Consider the following 17,124-nt stretch of genomic DNA (forward strand, 5'->3'; position numbering starts at 1 on the left):
AGTCAGCGGCGCACCGGCCGTCGTCTCACGTCATAGCCGCCAGACACTTTGCGAAGACTTAAGCCCCTACCGTAGAAATACGGTAATGGAAACCTTTTAGTGCGCGCAAACGTTTGTTCTTGAAGCTAAATTACAAATTTTATGTATTTCAGGATCAGAATGGAGCCAAACGTGTGGATCTACATCGTCGAGGGGGACGAAACCGACAAGGATCGCATTGTTCAGATCGTAGCAGGCCGAAACGCCCAGACACGATGGTTCTCCGACGCGGCATCGTTTCTCTCGCAATGTTCCGCGCTGCCCGTCGGTATCGTCGTCATCGACATTTGCCTGCCGGACTTGGACGGACTTGAACTCCAGAAGCAGGTCAATCGCGATTGCGAACGAAGCCACAAGGTCGTCATGCTCGCCGGAGACTGCGACATCAGCGATGCGGTGGCAGCCATGCGAGAGGGCGCGATCGACTTTCTTAAAAAGCCCATCCGCCGCGCCGAACTTCTCGATGCCATCGTCCGCGCAGAAATGGCGATTTCGGAGCAGCAGCAGGCCGCGCGCCGGGAGAGGCAGCAGGACCGCGTGATGACCGGCCTGACGGAACGAGAGATTGACGTGCTTAAAGCCTCTGCCCTCGGGCAGTCGAGCAAGCAAGTAGCCCATGCGCTCGACCTCAGCACCCGAACGGTGGAGATGCACCGGTCGAACATCATCAGGAAACTGGGTGTGCCTAACTTCGCCAGTGCGCTCGTGCTCTACGCATCTACCGGCACTGCGGCATCAAATATAACACGGTTAAAAACTGCTTAAAGATCTGCCGTAGAATTCTCACTAAAATCCCGCATCACGAAGTTTTGCCGTATTAAAATACTCGCCTGATTAAGCCCCTTTTCTCATTACCGAAATTCGTTCGGTCGGAGAAGTATGGCCATGATAGCGACCTTCGTTACTATTCCAGTGAGCCGGAATGTACGGCATTTAACCGGACGTCGTTCCTTGTAGATGGCCAGGTCGATTTCTGGGCAAACCTGCTCTGCCTGGTCAAGGCGACATATGGATCGACCTGCGCAGCCTTCGTCTGCGTCGACGAAGTAGGCTTCGAGATTCTCCACGCCGCCTCGCTCGAGGAGGGGGCTGCATGCAGGCAACTGCAATGGGCGGGCGATTTCATCGCCGCTCTCCGGTCCTCTCCGAACGTGCAGAAGGCCGTGTTCCACGACAAATGGATAGGGCTTCGCCTGCGCTATCGGGTCGAATGGCCCACCATCTTCCTGGTCCTCGACCATGCGACCACGGACCGACGCGACCTGCCCGACACTACGATGCTTTACCGCGCCGAGAAGATCGCCCGCGATCACCTCGCGCTGAGCCGGAAATACCGTCATCTGCGACGAGGATTCAAATGCCAGGGCGTCGCCCTTCGGCACGCGCAGGCGGCATTACGCAAGGACTGGGAATGATCCGCCCAACTCTCCCAAGAAGAAAGGAATATGATATGACTTATGCTTCGAAGAACCTTGTGCGCTCCATGTCCCTGCGGGCCGCCGCGATGGCAGCGGTCGCCACCAGCGTGATGACGGTGCCCGCCTTCCAGTCGCAGGCCCGGGCACAAGCGCTGCAGCCGGTGGTCGACGTGTGTACCGGCATCACGCTGGAACAAAGCGCCCTGCGCGATATCCTCGAAACCACCGTCGTGCCGACCGCCAGCGGGCTGGAGGCGCTGTATGATGATTTGCTGACCGTGCAGATCGCGCTGCTGCCGCTACTTTCGATTCCCGACGTCGACCTGGGCGTGGCCGCGACGACGCAGTCGCTCGCCAATGGCGATCCTATCTCGCTCCAGGTGCTCGACCGCGACGGCAACATCGTCTCGCCCGGAGACTGCAACCTCGCGGCTGACGGATATACGCTCAACACCCCCGCTGGCCTTGCCATCGGTGGCAATCAGATCACCGGGCTGGGCAGCGGAGCTCCCGCCAGCGCCGCGGAGCTCGATGCCATCGCCTTCGGCAACGGTGCCATCACCGATCCCGGCGCTTTCAATGCCCTGGCGCTCGGCACCAATGCCCGCGTGACGGTTTCCAACAGCGTGGCACTCGGCGCGGGAAGTCTCGCCGACCGCGGGGCACTCACCGGGTATACCGCCGCTTTCCTTCCCGGCACGTTCGATAGCGTCGGCAGCGTCTCCGTCGGTGCTGCCGGGGCGCTTCGCCAGATCACCAATGTCGCTCCCGGAACCACCGCGAGCGACGCGGCAACCGTGGGCCAGGTACAGGCCGCCATCGACAGCGTGAATTCCGGTCTCGCCAACGCTGTCCAGTACGACGACGCCACGCAGGCCAGCGTCACGCTGGGCGGCGCAGGCGGATCGCTGGTGACCAACGTCGCCGCGGGTAACGTGGCCGCCGGCTCCACCGATGCCGTCAATGGCTCGCAACTGGCCGCTACCAATGCGAACGTGGCGACTAACGGGGCAGCCATCGGCGCCTTGCAAACGGATGTAGGCACCCTGCAGGGACAGGTCGCTGCGAACACGGGCGCAATCGGCACGCTGCAGGGACAGGTGACCGCGAACACCGGCGATATCGCCACCTTGCAGGGCCAGGTCGCCGCGAACACGGGCGATATCGCGGACCTGCAGAACATGGCGGTGATGTACGACGATCCCACCCACGCCAGTATCACGCTGGACGGAGCGGGCGGAACGACGATCGGCAACGTGGCGCCGGGGCAGCTCAGTGCCGGCTCGACCGAAGCGGTCAATGGCGCGCAGCTCTTCGCCACCAATCAGGCGGTCAGCGCGCTCGACGGGCGGGTGACGCAGAACGAGACCAACATCGCTGCCAATACCACGGCCATCGCCAATCTCTCCACCGGCATAACGAACGTGCAGACCGACATCACCAATCTCGACGCGCGGGTGACGGTGAACGAGGGCGACATTGCCAACCTCGACGGGCGCGTGACGCTGGTGGAGGGTGACGTGCTCGCGCTCGATGCAAGGGTGACCGTGACCGAGGGCGACATCACCAACCTCGGCTCGCGGGTGACCGTCAATGAAACCGACATCACCAACCTGGGCGCCCGCGTGACCGTCAACGAAGGTGACATAGCGAACCTGGATAACCGCGTGACGACGAACACGTCGAACATCGTCTCCATCGGGGCGCAGGTTACGACGAACACCACGAACATCGCCCAGGTGCAGGCGCAGGTCGACAACGTTCCCGTGGGTTACGTTTCGGATGCCGATGGCTCCACCCCCAGCGCGGTGCCGACCAATACTGCGGCTTTCGAAGGCGCAGGCGGCGGTGCGGTCCGAGTGACGAACGTTGCAGCCGGCAACCTGGCGGCGGGATCGACCGATGCCGTCAATGGCGGGCAGCTGGCGGCCACCAATGCGCAGGTCGCGGTGAACCGGACCGACATCGATCGCAACACCGCCGATATCGCGATACTCAACACCAGCTATGCCAACAGCCCGCGCGCCGCCGTGCAGTACGCCAATGCAGCCACGCCGACGCAGGCCAACGGCGGCACGGTAACGCAGGACGTGACGCTGGTGGGCGCGAATGTCGCCGAGCCGGTACGGCTGCATAATGTCGCCGCCGGAACGCTTGCCAACGACGCGGTCAACGTGGCGCAGCTTAACAACGGGCTCAGTTGCGTGCTGGCCGATGCCGTCAGTTATACCGACGAGCAGTTCGCCCTGCTCGGTGCCGGGATCGACGCGCTGGGCTTCGATCTGGCCGAACTGCGCGACGAAGCCTTTGCCGGAAGTGCCGCAGCGATGGCGGTGGCCGGCATCCCGCAGACCATGGAGGCGGGACAGTCCATGTTGGGCGGCGGCGTCGGCCACTATCGCGGCGAAACAGCCTTCGCCATCGGCCTGTCGACGACCTTCAACGACGGGCGCGGCGTGGTGAAGGCCGGCGGAACGCTCGACACCAACGGTCATGGCGGTTTCTCGGTCGGTGCCGGCTTCGGTTTCTGACACTAGCCATCGAATGTATCCGGGAAGGCCGGCTCCACGCGTGGGGGCCGGCCTTTCGCGTTGGCACGCGGACGACTAGAACCTTGGCATGTCGCTGCGCCGCATCTTCATCGCCCTCCGCCCGCCGGACAGTGTTTGCGAGGCCCTGCTCGATACCATGGAAGGCGTCCCGGGCGCGCGCTGGCAGGATGCCGACAACCTGCACGTAACCCTGCGCTTCATCGGCGAGGTCGACCGCCATGCCTTTGCCGATGTCATCACCGCCATGGAGAGCGTGTCGCTGCACCCGTTCGAGATAAAGGTGGCCGGGGTCGGTCACTTCGAGGGACGAAACCGCCCGCGCGCCTTGTGGGCTAGGGTAGAGCCGAGCGCGTCGCTCGCCGACCTGCAGCACAGCGTAGAGATAGCGTGCCGACGCGCAGGCATGTCGCCGGAAACGCGCAGGTTCGTGCCGCATATCACGCTCGCCCGGCTGAACGCGGGCAGTGCCCCGATCGGCGATTGGCTGGCGGCCAACGGCGCGCTCGCCTTGCCATCTTGGCGGGCCGAAAGCTTCGCCCTGTTCGAGAGCGAGCTCGGCAGATCGGAAGCGATTTACCAGGAAATCGCGCAATTCCCATAATTTACCGCGCGTGCGGACGTCTTTCGCGTCGTCAAGCGATACGGTGCAGGATGGTGGATTCCTCGGATGAAGCGTGGACCTGTCGTCCCCGTTGCCCGTTGGTTGTTTGAACGAGAACCCAAGGGGCGAGGTGCGCCACGCGAAACTCAGGCAGCGCCGCCCGCAACAAAGAATTGGAATGCCATGTCCAGCGTGACTTCTCAGGATAAAAGGAGCGGGCCAAGCCTCGTCTCCGCCGACGGCTCGAGCCATCCCCCCGCCCCGCCCCGCACGACGCCGACCGCCGCGCAAAAGGAGTTGGGCTCCGCGCTGCAGTGGATGCGGATGGAGATGGTGCAGGAATTCAACCGCCGCCTGCGCCGCAAGTCCAGCGCCGATCGCCGGGCGCGCGAGCTGGGCAACCGGATGATCAAGCGCAAGGCCGCGCTCGCCATGTCGGCCGCGGTCATGGCGGCGAGCCCTGGCATGGTCGACCTCGACAGGGCGAGCTATTCGGTCAGCGTCGCCACCAACCCCTACGACGTGCGGATGCCCGCATTCACGCTGACGGCAAGCGAGGCGATGAAGGAAGCCTTGGCCGAGGAAGAAGGCGTGCGCCTGACAGTCTACCGCGACGTGGCCGGCTATCCCACGGTCGGGGTCGGTCATCTCGTGACGCCCGAAGACAATCTGAAGGTCGGTGATCGCATTTCGTACGAACGCGCGCTCGCGCTGCTTGAGGGCGATCTGAAGACGGCGGAAGAGGGTGTGCGAAATCTCGTCGGCGACCTGGCGCTCTACCAGAACGAGTTCGATGCCTTGGTCGACCTTGTCTACAACGTCGGCAGCGGCAACGTATCGGAACGCGAAAGTCCGCGTCTGAACAAGGCGATCGCCGAGCGCGATTACCAAGGCATCGCGGATGAGCTCAATTATCACCACGCAGGCGGTTCGGTAGCGAACGGCCTCGTTTTTCGGAGCGAGCGCCGCGCGGCCATTTTCCAGGAAGCCGCCTATTCCGACCCGCGGCCCGCGCACATGAGCGTGTCCGGCAACATCCGGACCTGATCGACGCAATTCTATCGCGTCCGCCCTTGTCTCGGCGGGCCACGCCAACCAATGACAGAGACCGATGAAACCTCGTCTCGCCATATTCACCATTGCGCTCGCCATCTTGATGCTGGCGGGCTGCAACGGTGCCGATCCGAATACCCAGTCACGCGAAGAGACCATCGTCGCAGGCCTTCCGCAGGGGTCGCTCGACGCGGCGCAGGATTGCCTGCTGGTCATCTGGGACGCGCAGGCGGAACCGAACCGCGACTTCGACCGTGCCCATGACAGCGTGGAGGGCGGAGCAATCTCCTGCGCCACCGGCACCAGCGCCAGCGAGTTCGAGGCCGCGCTCGCGGCAATTCGTGCCGCCGCCGCGGCCAATGACCGGGCGGCACTGGTGCGCGAACTTGGCCTGCCACTGCTCTACATCGATGCGGAGGGCAACCGCCGCGAACTGACCGATGAACTGGCGGAAGAGGGCTTCGACGAAGTCTTTTCGCCGGAAATGCTGGAGATGATGCAGGACCTGTCGCTCGAAGACATCACCGTGGTCCCTGACCAGGGCGCTTTCTTCAAGCTGGGCTCGCTGTGGCTGGTCGCCGACCGACAGGGCGGGCGACCGCGGCTGGTCACGGTCAACCGCCAAGCCTTTGCCGAGGCGGCCGAGGCGGCGAGCGAGGTTGCCGCGCAGGAAGCCCCCGCGACACCTCTCTGACGGAGCGCGGGAAACCGAAACCGGCCTTCGCCGTTCAGCTTGGAGGCATCCGCTCCTGCTATACCCGTTTCAAACCGGTTTCCGTCGCAACCAAAAGCTGCAACAAGCCGGTATCGCTAGTTTTAAAACACAAGAGAGAGTCGCCCGAATGCGCAAACTACCCCTCCTCGCCTCCACCACGCTGATGGCTCTCGCGGCCGCCGGTTGCACCACCACCATGCCGGAGGGCGATATGGCCACCATGCCGGGCGAGGTCGCCTACAACCCCGAGATTCCCGCCGCGACCAGCATCTTTGGCCAGCCATCCCCGCTGCCGTTCCAGGCGCCGCAGTTCGACCGCGTCAGCGACAACCAGTGGCAGGGCATCATCGAAGAGGCGATCGCCATCAACATGGCTGAGATCGAGGCCATCGCCAACAATCCCAACCCGCCGACCTTCGCCAACACCATCGTCGCGCTCGAGGATGCCGGACGGGTCTATGCCCGCGCCACCGCGCCGTTCGACCAGCTGGTGAGCGCGAACACCAACGACGTGCTCAACGCCGCCGATGCCGCGCTCGCCCCGCAGCGTGCCGCCCTGTCGAGCGCCATGTATCTCAACCCCCGCCTGTTCCAGCGCGTCAAGGCGGTCTACGACAACCGTGCCGCCATGAGCATGACGCCCGAGAGCGCGATGCTGCTCGAGACCATGTACGCCGACTTCGTCCACGAGGGCGCACAGCTGACCCCGGCGGCACAGACCGAGCTTCGCCAGATCAACGAGCGCCTTTCCGCCCTGCAGGCAGAGATCAGCACCGACATCACCGATGGTGCCGCCGCCGGTGCGCTGATCGTCGACAGTCGCGAAGAGCTCGCCGGCCTGTCCGACGCGCAGATCGCCGCCGCCGCTGCCGCCGCCACGGAGCGTGGCCAGCGCGGCAAGTATCTGCTCAGCCTGTCGAACACCACCAGCCAGCCTTTGCTCGGCCAGTTGCAAAACCGCTCCGTGCGCGAGCGGCTGTACAACGCCAGCATCGCCCGCAACCAGAGCGGCGCGAACAACACGCTGCCCAACATCGCCGAGATCATCCGCCTGCGCACGCGCATCGCCGAGCTGTTCGGCGCGCCGGACTACGCCACCTGGCAGATGTACGATCGCTATGCCCAGAACCCGGAGACCGCGATCAACTTCATGACGCAGATGGTGCCCGCCCTGCGCGCCACGCAGGACCGCGAGGCCGGCGTGCTGCAGGCCCGCGCCCGGCAGGAAGACCCCAACCTGACGCTGCAGGCATGGGACTGGCCCTACTATGCCGAGATGGTCCGCCGCGAACGCTATGCGCTCGATAACGAGGAGCTGAAGCAATACTTCGTCGTCGACAACGTGCTGGAAGACGGCGTCTTCTACATGGCCAACCAGCTTTACGGCCTGACGTTCGAGAAGCGCAGCGACATCCCGGTCTACGACGACAGCATCACGGTCTACACCGTCAAGGATGCCGACGGGTCGGACCTGGCGCTGTTCTACTTCGACCCCTTCGCGCGCGACAACAAGTCGGGCGGCGCGTGGATGAACAACTACGTCGAGCAGAGCCGCGCGCTGGGCCTGCGCCCTGTCATCTCCAACACACTCAACATCGCCCAGCCCGCCGAAGGACAGCCGGCGCTGGCGACCTGGGACGACGTAACGACCATGTTCCACGAGTTCGGCCATGCCCTGCACGGCATGTTCGCCGACCAGGAGTACACTTCGCTCTCGGGCACCAACACTGCGCGCGACTGGGTGGAATTCCCCAGCCAGTTCCACGAGCCCTTCGCCGCCCGCCCCGAGGTGATGCAGCGTTATGCCCGTCACTGGCAGACCGGAGAGGTAATCCCCGACCGCCTCGTGCAGGCCATCGACCGCTCGAGCCGCTTCGATCAGGGCTACAGCTTCGGCGAGGTCATTGCCGCCTCGCTGCTCGACATGGAGTGGCACGCACTCTCGCCTAGCGAAGTGCCGACCGACGTCATGGCCTTCGAGGGGCAGGCGCTCAGCCGCCTTGGCCTGCGCACCGATCTCGTGCAGCCGCGCTACAAGACGCCGTACTTCCGGCACATCTGGAACCACGGATACCAGGCCGGTTACTACAGCTACACCTGGACCGAGATGCTGGCGCACGATGCCTACGAATACGTCGTGGCGAACGGCGGCATGAACCGGCAGATGGGCGACCGCATTCGTCGCACCTTCCTCGGCCAGGGTCATTCGAAGACCTACGACCAGATGTACCGCGACTTCACCGGCCACGCCCCGCGCGTCGAGCCGCTGCTCGAAGCGCGTGGTCTAGTGGCTGCTGACGACAACTCGCAGGAAGACATCGGCGCGACCGGCGCGGAGTAATCCTCGAAGCGACAATCGAGAAGGGCCGTTGGAGCGATCCGGCGGCCCTTTTCTTTCACGCGCGCAACTTGCCGCGCAGGTCCAGCGACCGCCGGTTGAGCGCGGCCAGGTCCGCGCTCCCCGCCAGAGCTGCCTCCCCCAGCGCGACGGCCTGCGCCAGCACCTCGTCCGGTGCCTCGCGATAGGCAGGTGCGGCAATGACCTCGCGCCACGGCCTGCCGACCGCGTTGTCGAGCAGGATGCGCTGGAAGCAGTGGTCGAAGCGAACGGGCCAGCCGCGCTCGGCGGCAACTGCGGGCATGTCCTCGCGAGTGAGCGCGAACCAGCGGGCTTCGAGTTCCTCGCGTGTCATCCGTGGACGACGAGTGCGCGTGCTTGCGGTTCCCCCGTCCATCGGGCCGTGACGCCCCAGACACGGGCGATGATTTCGTCTGACAAGGCCTCGTCCGGCGATCCGTCCGCCGCCAGCGCGCCATCGTCCAGAACGAGCACGCGGTCGGCGTGGTTCATGGCGATGGTAAGATCGTGGACGACGATGACGACACCGCGCCTGGCCTTCGCCTCGGCACGCAGCACGCGCAGCAGGGCAAGTTGATGGCCGATGTCGAGCGCGGCGAACGGTTCGTCGGCGAGTATCCACTCGGGCTCCCCCGCCAGCACCCGCGCCAGCAAGGCCCGCGCCCGCTCCCCGCCCGACAGCGTCGAGACCGGGCGCGCGGCAAAGGCATCGAGGTCGCAAGACCCCAGCGCCCGCGCCACAGCTTCGTCACCCTTGTCGCCATGCGGCAGGCGACCCAGCGCGACGAGATTGCTCACGCTGACATCCCAGGCGACTTCGCCCGTCTGCGGCAGGTAGCCGATAGCCCGCGCCCGCTCGCGCGGCGGCAATGAAGAAAGCGCCCGCTCGCCCAGCCGCGCCACGCCCGTATCGGGTGCCAGCAAGCCCGCCAGCACGGACAAGAGCGTCGACTTGCCCGCGCCATTGGGGCCGCAGATGGCGGTGATGCGCCCCGGCTCCAGCGCGGCGGATACGCCGGCCAGGCGTCCGGCCAGTGCCACGTCTTTGGCAACCAGGCTCATGCCAGCCCCCTTCGCATCCGCAGCAGCAGCCAGAGGAAGAACGGAGCGCCGATCAGCGACAGCGCGATGCCCAGCAGCAGCTCGGTGACGAGCGGGAGCACGCGGCAGACCATGTCCGCCACCAGCACCAGCAGCGCGCCCGCCAGCGCGCTCGGCACGATCAGGCTGGAGGGGCGGCGGTCGGTGAAGGGCCGCACGAGGTGGGGCACGATCAGCCCGACGAAGCCGATGATGCCCGCCACCGCCACGCCGCTTCCAACGGTCAGCGCAGTCCCGGCGACCATCAGCCACAGCAGCCGCCGCGGGTCCACGCCCATCGAGCGCGCCGCAGCTTCTCCCAGCGTCAGAGCGTCGAGCGAACGCCCCGCGCGCCACAGCAGCACCACCCCTGTCGCGGTAAGCGGCGCGGCGATCGAGACGTCCTGCCAGCTGCGGTCGGTCAGCGCGCCCATCAGCCAGGTGACGATCGAGCTCATGGCAAAGGCATTGGGCGCGAGGCTGATGACGAGGCTGGTCAGCGCGCCCGCGAGGCTGGCGATCATCATGCCCGCCAGCGTGAACAGCGCGATGCCGTTGGCCGGGCTCGCCGTACGCCCGGCAATCAGCGCCAGCAGCGCCATCGCCCCGCCCGCGCCGACGAGCGCAAAGGCAGGCAGCATCCACGCCGCGCTCACGCCAATGAACAGCGCCAGCACCGCGCCCAGCGCCGCTCCGGGCGCTATGCCGAACAGTCCGGGGTCGGCGAGCGGATTGCGAAGGTATCCCTGCATCGCCGCGCCCGCCGCCCCCAGTCCGCCGCCGAGCACCAGCGCCAGCACCGCGCGCGGCAGGCGCAGCTCGGCAAGGATCAGCGCGGCGTTGGGGGTAGAGGCCGGATCGATCCACACCCGCCCTGCCAGCAGCGAGAGCGGCACGGCGAGCGCCAGCAGCGCCGCGAGGACGAGGACCGGGCGCGTCATGCGGCCTCTCGCCGGATCTCGCGCAATCGCGCCAGCGCGCGCGGGATGGTCGGACCGCCGCAGTATAGCAGGTTGCCGTCTAGCTGAGCGTACGCAAGGCCGGGCACCTGCCCAAGCACCGGATGGGTCAGCATCCGCTCGTCGCCGGTCGTCAGCACCAGCGCGGGCGGATCGGCCAGCACCTCCTCCAGCGGCAGGTATGCGCCCTGCCCCAATCCGCGCGCGGCGCTGTGCAGGCGAAAGCCGGTTCGCGTCAGCATGGCGGCGATGAGCGTCTCCTCGCCCGGCACGATGCCGCCGTCCTGCCACACCAGCACATCGAGCGGAGCGTCTGCCGGAGGGGGCGCGTTCCAGGCGCGATCCATCCGCCGGACCATGGCCTCGCCCCGAGCCTCGTCCCCCGCTACGCCGGCCAATTGGCGGACCTGCGCCTCGGCTGCGGGCAGGTCGGCGACGATGCCCACGGTCTCGACCCGGATACCCGCCCGCTCGAGCGCGTCGCGCAGCGTTGGGGCCATGAAAGTATCGCCCACGACCACGTCCGGCCCCAGCGCGATGACCTCCTCCGCCGTGCCGCCGGTCGCGTCGAAACGGGCAGCCGCGGCGGGCTCCATCGAGCTCGTCTCCGGGTCCTTGCTCCAGTGCGAGATCGCCAGCAGCTGGCCCGGCGCGGCGACTTCGGCCAGCACTGCATCGGCGCAGGGGTTGAGGCTGACGATGGTGGGGCGCGCTATGTCAGCCAGCGGCGCGGACGGCGAGGCCGCGCAGCCGCCCAGCAGCAGCAGCGCGGCCAGTGCCGCTTTCACAGCTTCAGCCTCGCCCCCACGTGGGCGGCGCGGCCGCTCGTCGCGTAGCCTGCGGCGGTCTGATAATCCTCATCCCACAGGTTCTCGACCCGGCCGAAGACCTCGATCCGGTCCGTCAGACCGAAGGCGGCGCGCAGGGCCAGGGTCTCGTAGCCGTCCAGCCGCACGGCATTTCCGGCATCGTCGAAGCTGGACGAGACGATCCTTAGGTCCGCACCCAGCGTCAGCCGGTCGAACGGCGTGAGATCGGCGGTCAGCGTGGCGGCATGGCGCGGGCGGCGCGGCAGGACGAGCCCGGTCACGCGGTTCTTCGCATCGGTCAGGGCATAGGCACCGCCCAGCACCAGCGCGTCGCCCAGCCCCACGCGCGCCTCGACCTCGATGCCCTGCGCGGCGGAACGGGCGACATTGTCGTAGGTGCCGAAGGGGCGATCGACGCAGATGGGATCGGCGCTGAGGAAACAGCCGATAAAGGCGATCTGATCTCTCGTCTGGCGGCGGTAGGCGTTTACGGCGGCGTAAACCCTGCCGCTCGTCAATACCCGGTCGCCGTAAACGACACCCACGTCCGCGCCGAGGCTGCGCTCGGGCTGCAGGGCGAGGTTGCCGAAATCGGAATAGAGCTGGAACAGCGTCGGTGCCTTGAAGCCCTCGCCGACCGAAAAGCGCACGCGCCAGTCCGGGGCGAACGCATAGCTGGCATCGCCGCCGAGGCTCACCTCCGTGCCGAAGTCGGCATGGTCGTCCACCCGCGCGCCGAAGTGCGCCGCGATCCCGCGCCATTCGAGCCCTCCTTGCAGGTAGGCGCCGGAGATGCGCGTGTCGTTGCCGGCATCGAACAGGGTTTTGTAGCTCGTCCACTCGGTCTCGCCGCCGAAGTTCAGCAGGAACGGGCCGAACGGCCGCCACTCGCCGCGCAGGTCGATGCGGTCGGACGTGCCCTGGCTGGTGAAGGTTTCGACGCCGTCACCGTCCAGGTTGTCGCGGTCCGTTTCGGCGCGGCTGTAGGCGGCGGAAAGGAACAGCGGCCCGCTGTCGTAGACCGCGCCCGCGCTGCCGAACAGCTGGGTGGTGTCCTGCACCTCGTCGGTGTCCGCCAGAGCATAGTTCGGCGGCGGGAAGCCGTCGATGTCGAGCATCGATTCGGCATAGCGCGCGCGGGCGAAGACCTCGAAGCGATCGGAGAAATAGTAACGGCCATGGCCATTTACGGTCCATTGCTCGAAACCGTCTCGCTCCGTGCCGTTCGCAGCGGCGGAAAATCCGTCAGTCTGGAACCAGGTGCCGGAGACGCCGAGAAAGCCTGTATCAGCGTCGGAAAGCGCGGCGGAAACCATCGCGTCCAGCGTGTCGTAGCTGCCGTATTCGGCCCGCGCGGCCACGCCGCCCTCGGCCCGGCTTGATGCGACGATGACCCCGCCGATCGCGTCCGAGCCCCAGATCGTGGAATTGGAGTTTCGCAGCACCTCCACCTTGTCGAGATCGAGCGCCAGCAGCGTGCCGTAGTCGAACCCGCCCGAGGGTGCCGCCGGATCGGCCACGCGCACGCCGTCGAGCACGGTCAGCACCTGCTCGGCCTCGGACCCGCGCAGGCGCACGCCGGTGAAGCTGCCCACCCCGCCGTTGCGGGAGAAGGTGACGCCCGGAGCGCGTTCGAGCACGCGGGCCAGGTCGGCGCTCTGGACGCGCTCGATCTCATCCGGTCCGATCACGGTGACGGACTGGCCCGTGCCTTGCACCGTGGTGCGCGTGCCGGTGGCGGTGACGGTGATGCTCGTCTCGTCGGTCACGCTGTCGCTGGCCGGCGGCAGCGCCTCCTGCGCCGCGGCGGGCACGGAAATGGCAAGCAGGGAAACAGCCGAAAACAGATAATTGAACACGATACCTCCTATCATAAGCGAGCTCGCCGCCCATGACGGAAGGGAGCGCTTGCGCGCTCTCTCCGTTTGCCGTCGGTGCACCCCGCCCGTGGCAGAACGACCGTCGCAGGCAGGTCTCCTGGCTCCCGGATCACGGCTCCCCGCTCGCCTTCCCGCCCAGCCGAATGACTCGGAAGTGGACAGTGGCATGAGAGCGGGTCGCTCCCCGGTCACAGTTGCGGGGGCAGCGGAGGCTTCGAACCCCCTTCCCTATTCGGTCCGGCCGCGCTTGCGCACAGCCCGACACCCGTGACGTCGCCGGTCCTGTAGGCGCGCGCCGCATGCCGCGCAAGCAGGCGCGCATCTTGGTGAATCGTCCTTAACCGCCGTCCCGCAATGGGACGCGCCAGACGCGGCAAGTGCCTGGCAAGGTCCCTGCGCCTATGGGCCCGCGGGTGATCACCGCCCCTGTCATGCCTGCTAACCCCGCGCGCGATTTCCGTCGCCGCCGCCCGACCTGGGCCGAGCGGGCGCGTGCCTGGTTCAAGCCGGTGGCGGTCGTACTGATCGCCGCGGCCATGCCCGCCTTCACCGCCAACAGCACCGCCGCGCTCTTCGCCGAGAGCGAGGTGGAGAGTGCGCCCACGGCCATGCCGTTCGAGACTGCGGGCCAGAGCTTTCCAGGCTCGGCCTTCTACTATCTCGAGGACGTGCCGCAGCTGGTCGAGACGAGCGGGAACGAAACGGTGCAGGTCATCGGCAGGCCCGCGCTCGCTTCCGCCACGCTGGCCGATGTGCCGCTGGCCGCCAGCCCCCTGCGCATCGTCGGCTCCGACCGCGACCACGTCCGCGCTCAACAGTGCATGACGCAGGCGATCTACTACGAAGCGGCGAGCGAGAGCGACGCAGGGCAGCGCGCCGTGGCGCAGGTGGTGCTCAACCGCGTGGCCCACCCGGCCTATCCCGGCAGCGTGTGCGGTGTCGTCTACCAAGGCAGCGAGCGGTCGACCGGGTGCCAGTTCACTTTTACCTGCGACGGATCGCTGGCGCGCCAGCCGAGCCAGAGTGCCTGGAACCGCGCCAGTCGCATCGCGCGCGAGGCGCTGGCGGGTATCGTCTACGCACCTGTCGGCACGGCCACGCATTACCACACGCTGGCGGTAAATCCTTATTGGGCTCCCAGCCTCGATCCGGTGACGGTCATCGGTGCACACATCTTCTATCGCTGGAAAGGCGCGGCTGGCCAGCCCTCGGCCTTCCGCTCGGCATATCGCGGCGCGGAGCCGGCACCGGCACGCGCCCGCAGCGTCACCCCCGTCGCGCCCGATCCGGTCGACGCGCCGGCGATGACGAATTTCGTGCAAGCCTCCGCAACGCCGCTGCGCACCGCTGCACCGGCACAGCAAACGGCCGTCGCCGCGCCCGCCGCAGCCACGCCCGACCCTGTCAACAATGTGCTGCCCGGAAGCGGAGCCGTGCGCAGCGAATACGCGAACAGCGGGCGCTGGATCGCCTCCCCGGGCCAGTAGGCGCCAGGGCCGCAAACCCCCGCAAACACTTGCTAACAGCGCGGCAACCATGCTGCCAAACGGTTGTTTAGCGCCGCTCGCGCTAGGGCCCCGCCGAACCCGGGAACGCATCGCCGCGTTCCCTTGCAACCGGCAGGAACCAGCATCCCGATGTCCATCCGCTTCGCCGCCCCGTCCTCGCAGATCGCCGCACGGATGCCCGCCGAGCGGGTGCGCCGGATACGCCTGCTGCCGGCGAACGATGAAGGCGGGCCGCGATTCAACCAGCCGCACCTCCACGCTGCCTTGCGCCATTTTGCCAGGCACGGCCTCGCCGCTGCGCGCGACGCGCACGGGCAGGCCCTTGCCGCAGCCGACGCGGGCGATCGCGAGACCTACGCCTGGTGGCTGGAAGTCTGCCGCGCGCTGGACCGACGCATGGCGCGAAGCCTGGACCGCATCGCCGACAACGGCCGCTGAGGCGCCTGCCGCGCGGCCGCGCGGCCGCGCGCCTGCGCTTTTCCCTAGTGCGCGATTTACCATCGGGTGATTGCGATCGCGTAATTCTATCCGCATGAGATTACTGCGAGACTTGGACCGGGTTCCGGCGCTCTGCCGCAGTGTCCCGCGTCGCCTCCTTGTGGCCCAGGCCCTGCTACTGGCCGCGCCGATGCTGGCCGTGGCGCTGACGGCCCTCGGCGTGCCGCACGTCTTGCTGCTGGCCGCTATCCCCGTGCTGGTGCTGGGCCTTGCCGGGGCAAGCCTTGCCGTTTTGCGCCACTTCGACGAACAGCAGGACCTTGCCCGCGCGAGCCAGGACCTCGCCCGCTCCATGCGCGAACAGGCGCAGACGGATACCGTTACCGGACTAGCCAACCGCGTGGGGCTGGAAGCGGCGATGGAGCCGTTCGCCACGGACCTGCCGCTGGGGGAAAAGGTGGCGCTGCTGTGGCTCGACCTCAGGCGCTTCAAGGAGGTCAACGACGGGCTCGGCCACCAGATCGGCGATAAAGTCTTGCAGGAGGTGGCCAGCCGCCTGCGCGAAGCCGCGCCCGAGGACGCGGTGCTCGCGCGTTTCGCCAGCGACGAATTCGTGCTCGCCGCGCGCCTGCCCTCTCTGCTCGCGGCGCAGGAAATGGCCGGGCGCATCGCCGAGCGTGTCTCGCAGCCGGTGCGGATCAACGGCCACCGGATCGGCAACGGCGTGTCGATCGGAGTGGCGATGATGCCGGACGATGCCATCGCGATACCGCGATTGATGCAGGCGGCGGACCTCGCGCTCTACCACGCCAAGCGCGGGCGGGCGAACGAGGTGCGCTTCTTCCACGATTCCATGACCCGCGCACTCGCTCGCCGCAAGGAGATCGAGGCAGACCTCAGGACCGCCATCCAGCGCGACGAACTGTCGATCTTCTTCCAGCCGATCATCGACCTCGCCAGCGGTCGCATCCGCGGGTTCGAGGCACTGGTGCGCTGGTTCCATCCCGACAAGGGGGAACTGCTGCCCGCCGAGTTCATCCCTATCGCCGAGGAAAGCGGGCTGATCATCACGCTGGGCAACTGGATCACCGGCAAGGCCGCGCAGGCGGCCGCGACCTGGCCCGACGACATCACGCTGGCGGTCAACCTGTCGGCGGCGCAGATCAAGGCTCCCGGCGCGGCGCTGGGCATCCTGGCGGCGCTGCGCGAGGCGCGGCTCAACCCCGCGCGACTGGAGCTCGAACTGACGGAGAGCCTGTTCATCGACGACGACGAGAACACCGCGGCCTTCATGACCGACCTCGCGACCGAGGGCGTGGGCTTCTCGCTCGACGACTTCGGCACCGGCTATTCCAGCCTTCGCTACATCCACTTGCACCCGTTCCGCACGATCAAGGTCGACCGCAGCTTCGTGTCCGGCGCGAATACGGGGCGCCGCAGCGATGCGATCATCCGCGCCGTCGCGGAGCTGGGCAGCACCCTCGACATGCACATCGTCGCCGAGGGGCTGGAAACCATCGAGCAGGTCCAGGCGGTGAAGGCTGCGGGTTGCACGCTCGGCCAGGGCTATTATTTCAGCCGCGCAGTGCCCGACTACATGGCGGCTCTGCTGCTGACGCAGGAGCGCGAGGAGCACGCGCAGACGATCGTCGCACACCCGCGGCGCAAGGCCGGGTGAACCGCGCTCCGCGAGCGCAAAGGCTACTGCGAACT

The 17,124-nt window shown here is 67.0% G+C and carries 15 protein-coding genes and 1 riboswitch; of the genes, 10 read left to right on the plus strand and 5 right to left on the minus strand.

Going from position 1 to position 17,124, the window contains the following annotated elements:
• Nucleotides 1–171: 171 nt before the first annotated feature.
• The 7 genes from AAW00_RS05590 to AAW00_RS05620 all read left to right on the plus strand — a co-directional run bounded on the left by AAW00_RS05590 (nt 172) and on the right by AAW00_RS05620 (nt 8,719).
• On the plus strand, nt 172–804 hold the full coding sequence (locus tag AAW00_RS05590) for a response regulator transcription factor (protein ID WP_162199410.1): 633 nt from the start codon (nt 172–174) through the stop codon (nt 802–804).
• Nucleotides 805–1,190: 386 nt separating this feature from the next.
• The gene (locus tag AAW00_RS15160; RefSeq protein ID WP_047003246.1) at nt 1,191–1,454 is read left to right on the plus strand and encodes a hypothetical protein; all 264 of its coding nucleotides are present in this window, start codon (nt 1,191–1,193) and stop codon (nt 1,452–1,454) included.
• Nucleotides 1,455–1,489: 35 nt separating this feature from the next.
• Nucleotides 1,490–3,988: a YadA family autotransporter adhesin gene (locus AAW00_RS05600; RefSeq protein ID WP_047003247.1), complete on the plus strand. Its 2,499-nt coding sequence runs from the start codon at nt 1,490–1,492 to the stop codon at nt 3,986–3,988.
• Between the two features lie 88 nt (nt 3,989–4,076).
• On the plus strand, nt 4,077–4,610 hold the full coding sequence (thpR, locus tag AAW00_RS05605) for an RNA 2',3'-cyclic phosphodiesterase (RefSeq protein ID WP_241461636.1): 534 nt from the start codon (nt 4,077–4,079) through the stop codon (nt 4,608–4,610).
• Nucleotides 4,611–4,907: 297 nt separating this feature from the next.
• Nucleotides 4,908–5,657, plus strand: coding sequence for a lysozyme (locus tag AAW00_RS05610; protein WP_241461637.1), 750 nt, complete (start codon nt 4,908–4,910; stop codon nt 5,655–5,657).
• A 64-nt stretch (nt 5,658–5,721) separates the two neighbouring features.
• Nucleotides 5,722–6,357 (plus strand): hypothetical protein, encoded by a 636-nt coding sequence (locus AAW00_RS05615; RefSeq protein ID WP_241461638.1) that lies wholly within the window; start codon nt 5,722–5,724, stop codon nt 6,355–6,357.
• A gap of 148 nt (nt 6,358–6,505) precedes the next feature.
• Nucleotides 6,506–8,719, plus strand: a complete 2,214-nt coding sequence (locus AAW00_RS05620; RefSeq protein WP_047003248.1) for a M3 family metallopeptidase — start codon at nt 6,506–6,508, stop codon at nt 8,717–8,719.
• A gap of 55 nt (nt 8,720–8,774) precedes the next feature.
• Here AAW00_RS05620 and AAW00_RS05625 read toward each other — a convergent pair whose 3' ends face one another.
• Genes AAW00_RS05625 through AAW00_RS05645 form a run of 5 tightly spaced genes read right to left on the minus strand, consistent with a single transcriptional unit; the run spans nt 8,775 to nt 13,444 of the window.
• Nucleotides 8,775–9,071, minus strand: coding sequence for a hypothetical protein (locus AAW00_RS05625; RefSeq protein ID WP_047003249.1), 297 nt, complete (start codon nt 9,069–9,071; stop codon nt 8,775–8,777).
• Nucleotides 9,068–9,799 carry an ABC transporter ATP-binding protein gene (locus AAW00_RS05630; protein ID WP_047003250.1) on the minus strand — a complete coding sequence of 244 codons (732 nt, stop codon included), beginning with the start codon at nt 9,797–9,799 and terminating at the stop codon, nt 9,068–9,070. Before AAW00_RS05630 ends, AAW00_RS05625 begins: the two co-directional genes overlap by 4 nt.
• On the minus strand, nt 9,796–10,758 hold the full coding sequence (locus AAW00_RS05635) for a FecCD family ABC transporter permease (protein WP_047003251.1): 963 nt from the start codon (nt 10,756–10,758) through the stop codon (nt 9,796–9,798). The genes AAW00_RS05630 and AAW00_RS05635 overlap by 4 nt, the downstream gene beginning before the upstream one ends.
• Nucleotides 10,755–11,564 (minus strand): ABC transporter substrate-binding protein, encoded by an 810-nt coding sequence (locus tag AAW00_RS05640; RefSeq protein ID WP_241461639.1) that lies wholly within the window; start codon nt 11,562–11,564, stop codon nt 10,755–10,757. The genes AAW00_RS05635 and AAW00_RS05640 overlap by 4 nt, the downstream gene beginning before the upstream one ends.
• On the minus strand, nt 11,561–13,444 hold the full coding sequence (locus tag AAW00_RS05645; RefSeq protein ID WP_156169932.1) for a TonB-dependent receptor plug domain-containing protein: 1,884 nt from the start codon (nt 13,442–13,444) through the stop codon (nt 11,561–11,563). Before AAW00_RS05645 ends, AAW00_RS05640 begins: the two co-directional genes overlap by 4 nt.
• Nucleotides 13,445–13,535: 91 nt before the next feature.
• A riboswitch (cobalamin riboswitch) is annotated at nt 13,536–13,749 on the minus strand.
• Between the two features lie 147 nt (nt 13,750–13,896).
• On the opposite strand from AAW00_RS05645, the gene AAW00_RS05650 reads away from it, so the two are divergent.
• The 3 genes from AAW00_RS05650 to AAW00_RS05660 all read left to right on the plus strand — a co-directional run bounded on the left by AAW00_RS05650 (nt 13,897) and on the right by AAW00_RS05660 (nt 17,089).
• A complete protein-coding gene (locus AAW00_RS05650) occupies nt 13,897–14,952 on the plus strand; it encodes a cell wall hydrolase (RefSeq protein ID WP_241461640.1) in 1,056 nt (351 codons plus the stop codon).
• A 150-nt stretch (nt 14,953–15,102) separates the two neighbouring features.
• A complete protein-coding gene (locus AAW00_RS05655; RefSeq protein ID WP_241461641.1) occupies nt 15,103–15,411 on the plus strand; it encodes a hypothetical protein in 309 nt (102 codons plus the stop codon).
• Between the two features lie 94 nt (nt 15,412–15,505).
• A complete protein-coding gene (locus AAW00_RS05660) occupies nt 15,506–17,089 on the plus strand; it encodes a putative bifunctional diguanylate cyclase/phosphodiesterase (RefSeq protein WP_082124929.1) in 1,584 nt (527 codons plus the stop codon).
• Nucleotides 17,090–17,124: the final 35 nt, after the last annotated feature.

Origin of the sequence: Aurantiacibacter luteus (assembly GCF_001010945.1) — a bacterium.
Lineage (GTDB): Bacteria > Pseudomonadota > Alphaproteobacteria > Sphingomonadales > Sphingomonadaceae > Alteraurantiacibacter > Alteraurantiacibacter luteus.

Excerpts from the sequence above, each read along its gene's own strand:
- AAW00_RS05635 (WP_047003251.1), bottom strand. The coding sequence starts at position 10,758 with ATGACGCGCCCGGTCCTCGTCCTCGCGGCGCTGCTGGCGCTCGCCGTG.
- AAW00_RS05615 (WP_241461638.1), top strand. The coding sequence starts at position 5,722 with ATGAAACCTCGTCTCGCCATATTCACCATTGCGCTCGCCATCTTGATG.
- AAW00_RS05625 (WP_047003249.1), bottom strand. The coding sequence starts at position 9,071 with ATGACACGCGAGGAACTCGAAGCCCGCTGGTTCGCGCTCACTCGCGAG.
- AAW00_RS05620 (WP_047003248.1), top strand. The coding sequence starts at position 6,506 with ATGCGCAAACTACCCCTCCTCGCCTCCACCACGCTGATGGCTCTCGCG.
- AAW00_RS05650 (WP_241461640.1), top strand. The coding sequence starts at position 13,897 with ATGCCTGCTAACCCCGCGCGCGATTTCCGTCGCCGCCGCCCGACCTGG.
- thpR (WP_241461636.1), top strand. The coding sequence starts at position 4,077 with ATGTCGCTGCGCCGCATCTTCATCGCCCTCCGCCCGCCGGACAGTGTT.
- AAW00_RS05655 (WP_241461641.1), top strand. The coding sequence starts at position 15,103 with ATGTCCATCCGCTTCGCCGCCCCGTCCTCGCAGATCGCCGCACGGATG.
- AAW00_RS05600 (WP_047003247.1), top strand. The coding sequence starts at position 1,490 with ATGACTTATGCTTCGAAGAACCTTGTGCGCTCCATGTCCCTGCGGGCC.
- AAW00_RS05630 (WP_047003250.1), bottom strand. The coding sequence starts at position 9,799 with ATGAGCCTGGTTGCCAAAGACGTGGCACTGGCCGGACGCCTGGCCGGC.
- AAW00_RS05660 (WP_082124929.1), top strand. The coding sequence starts at position 15,506 with ATGAGATTACTGCGAGACTTGGACCGGGTTCCGGCGCTCTGCCGCAGT.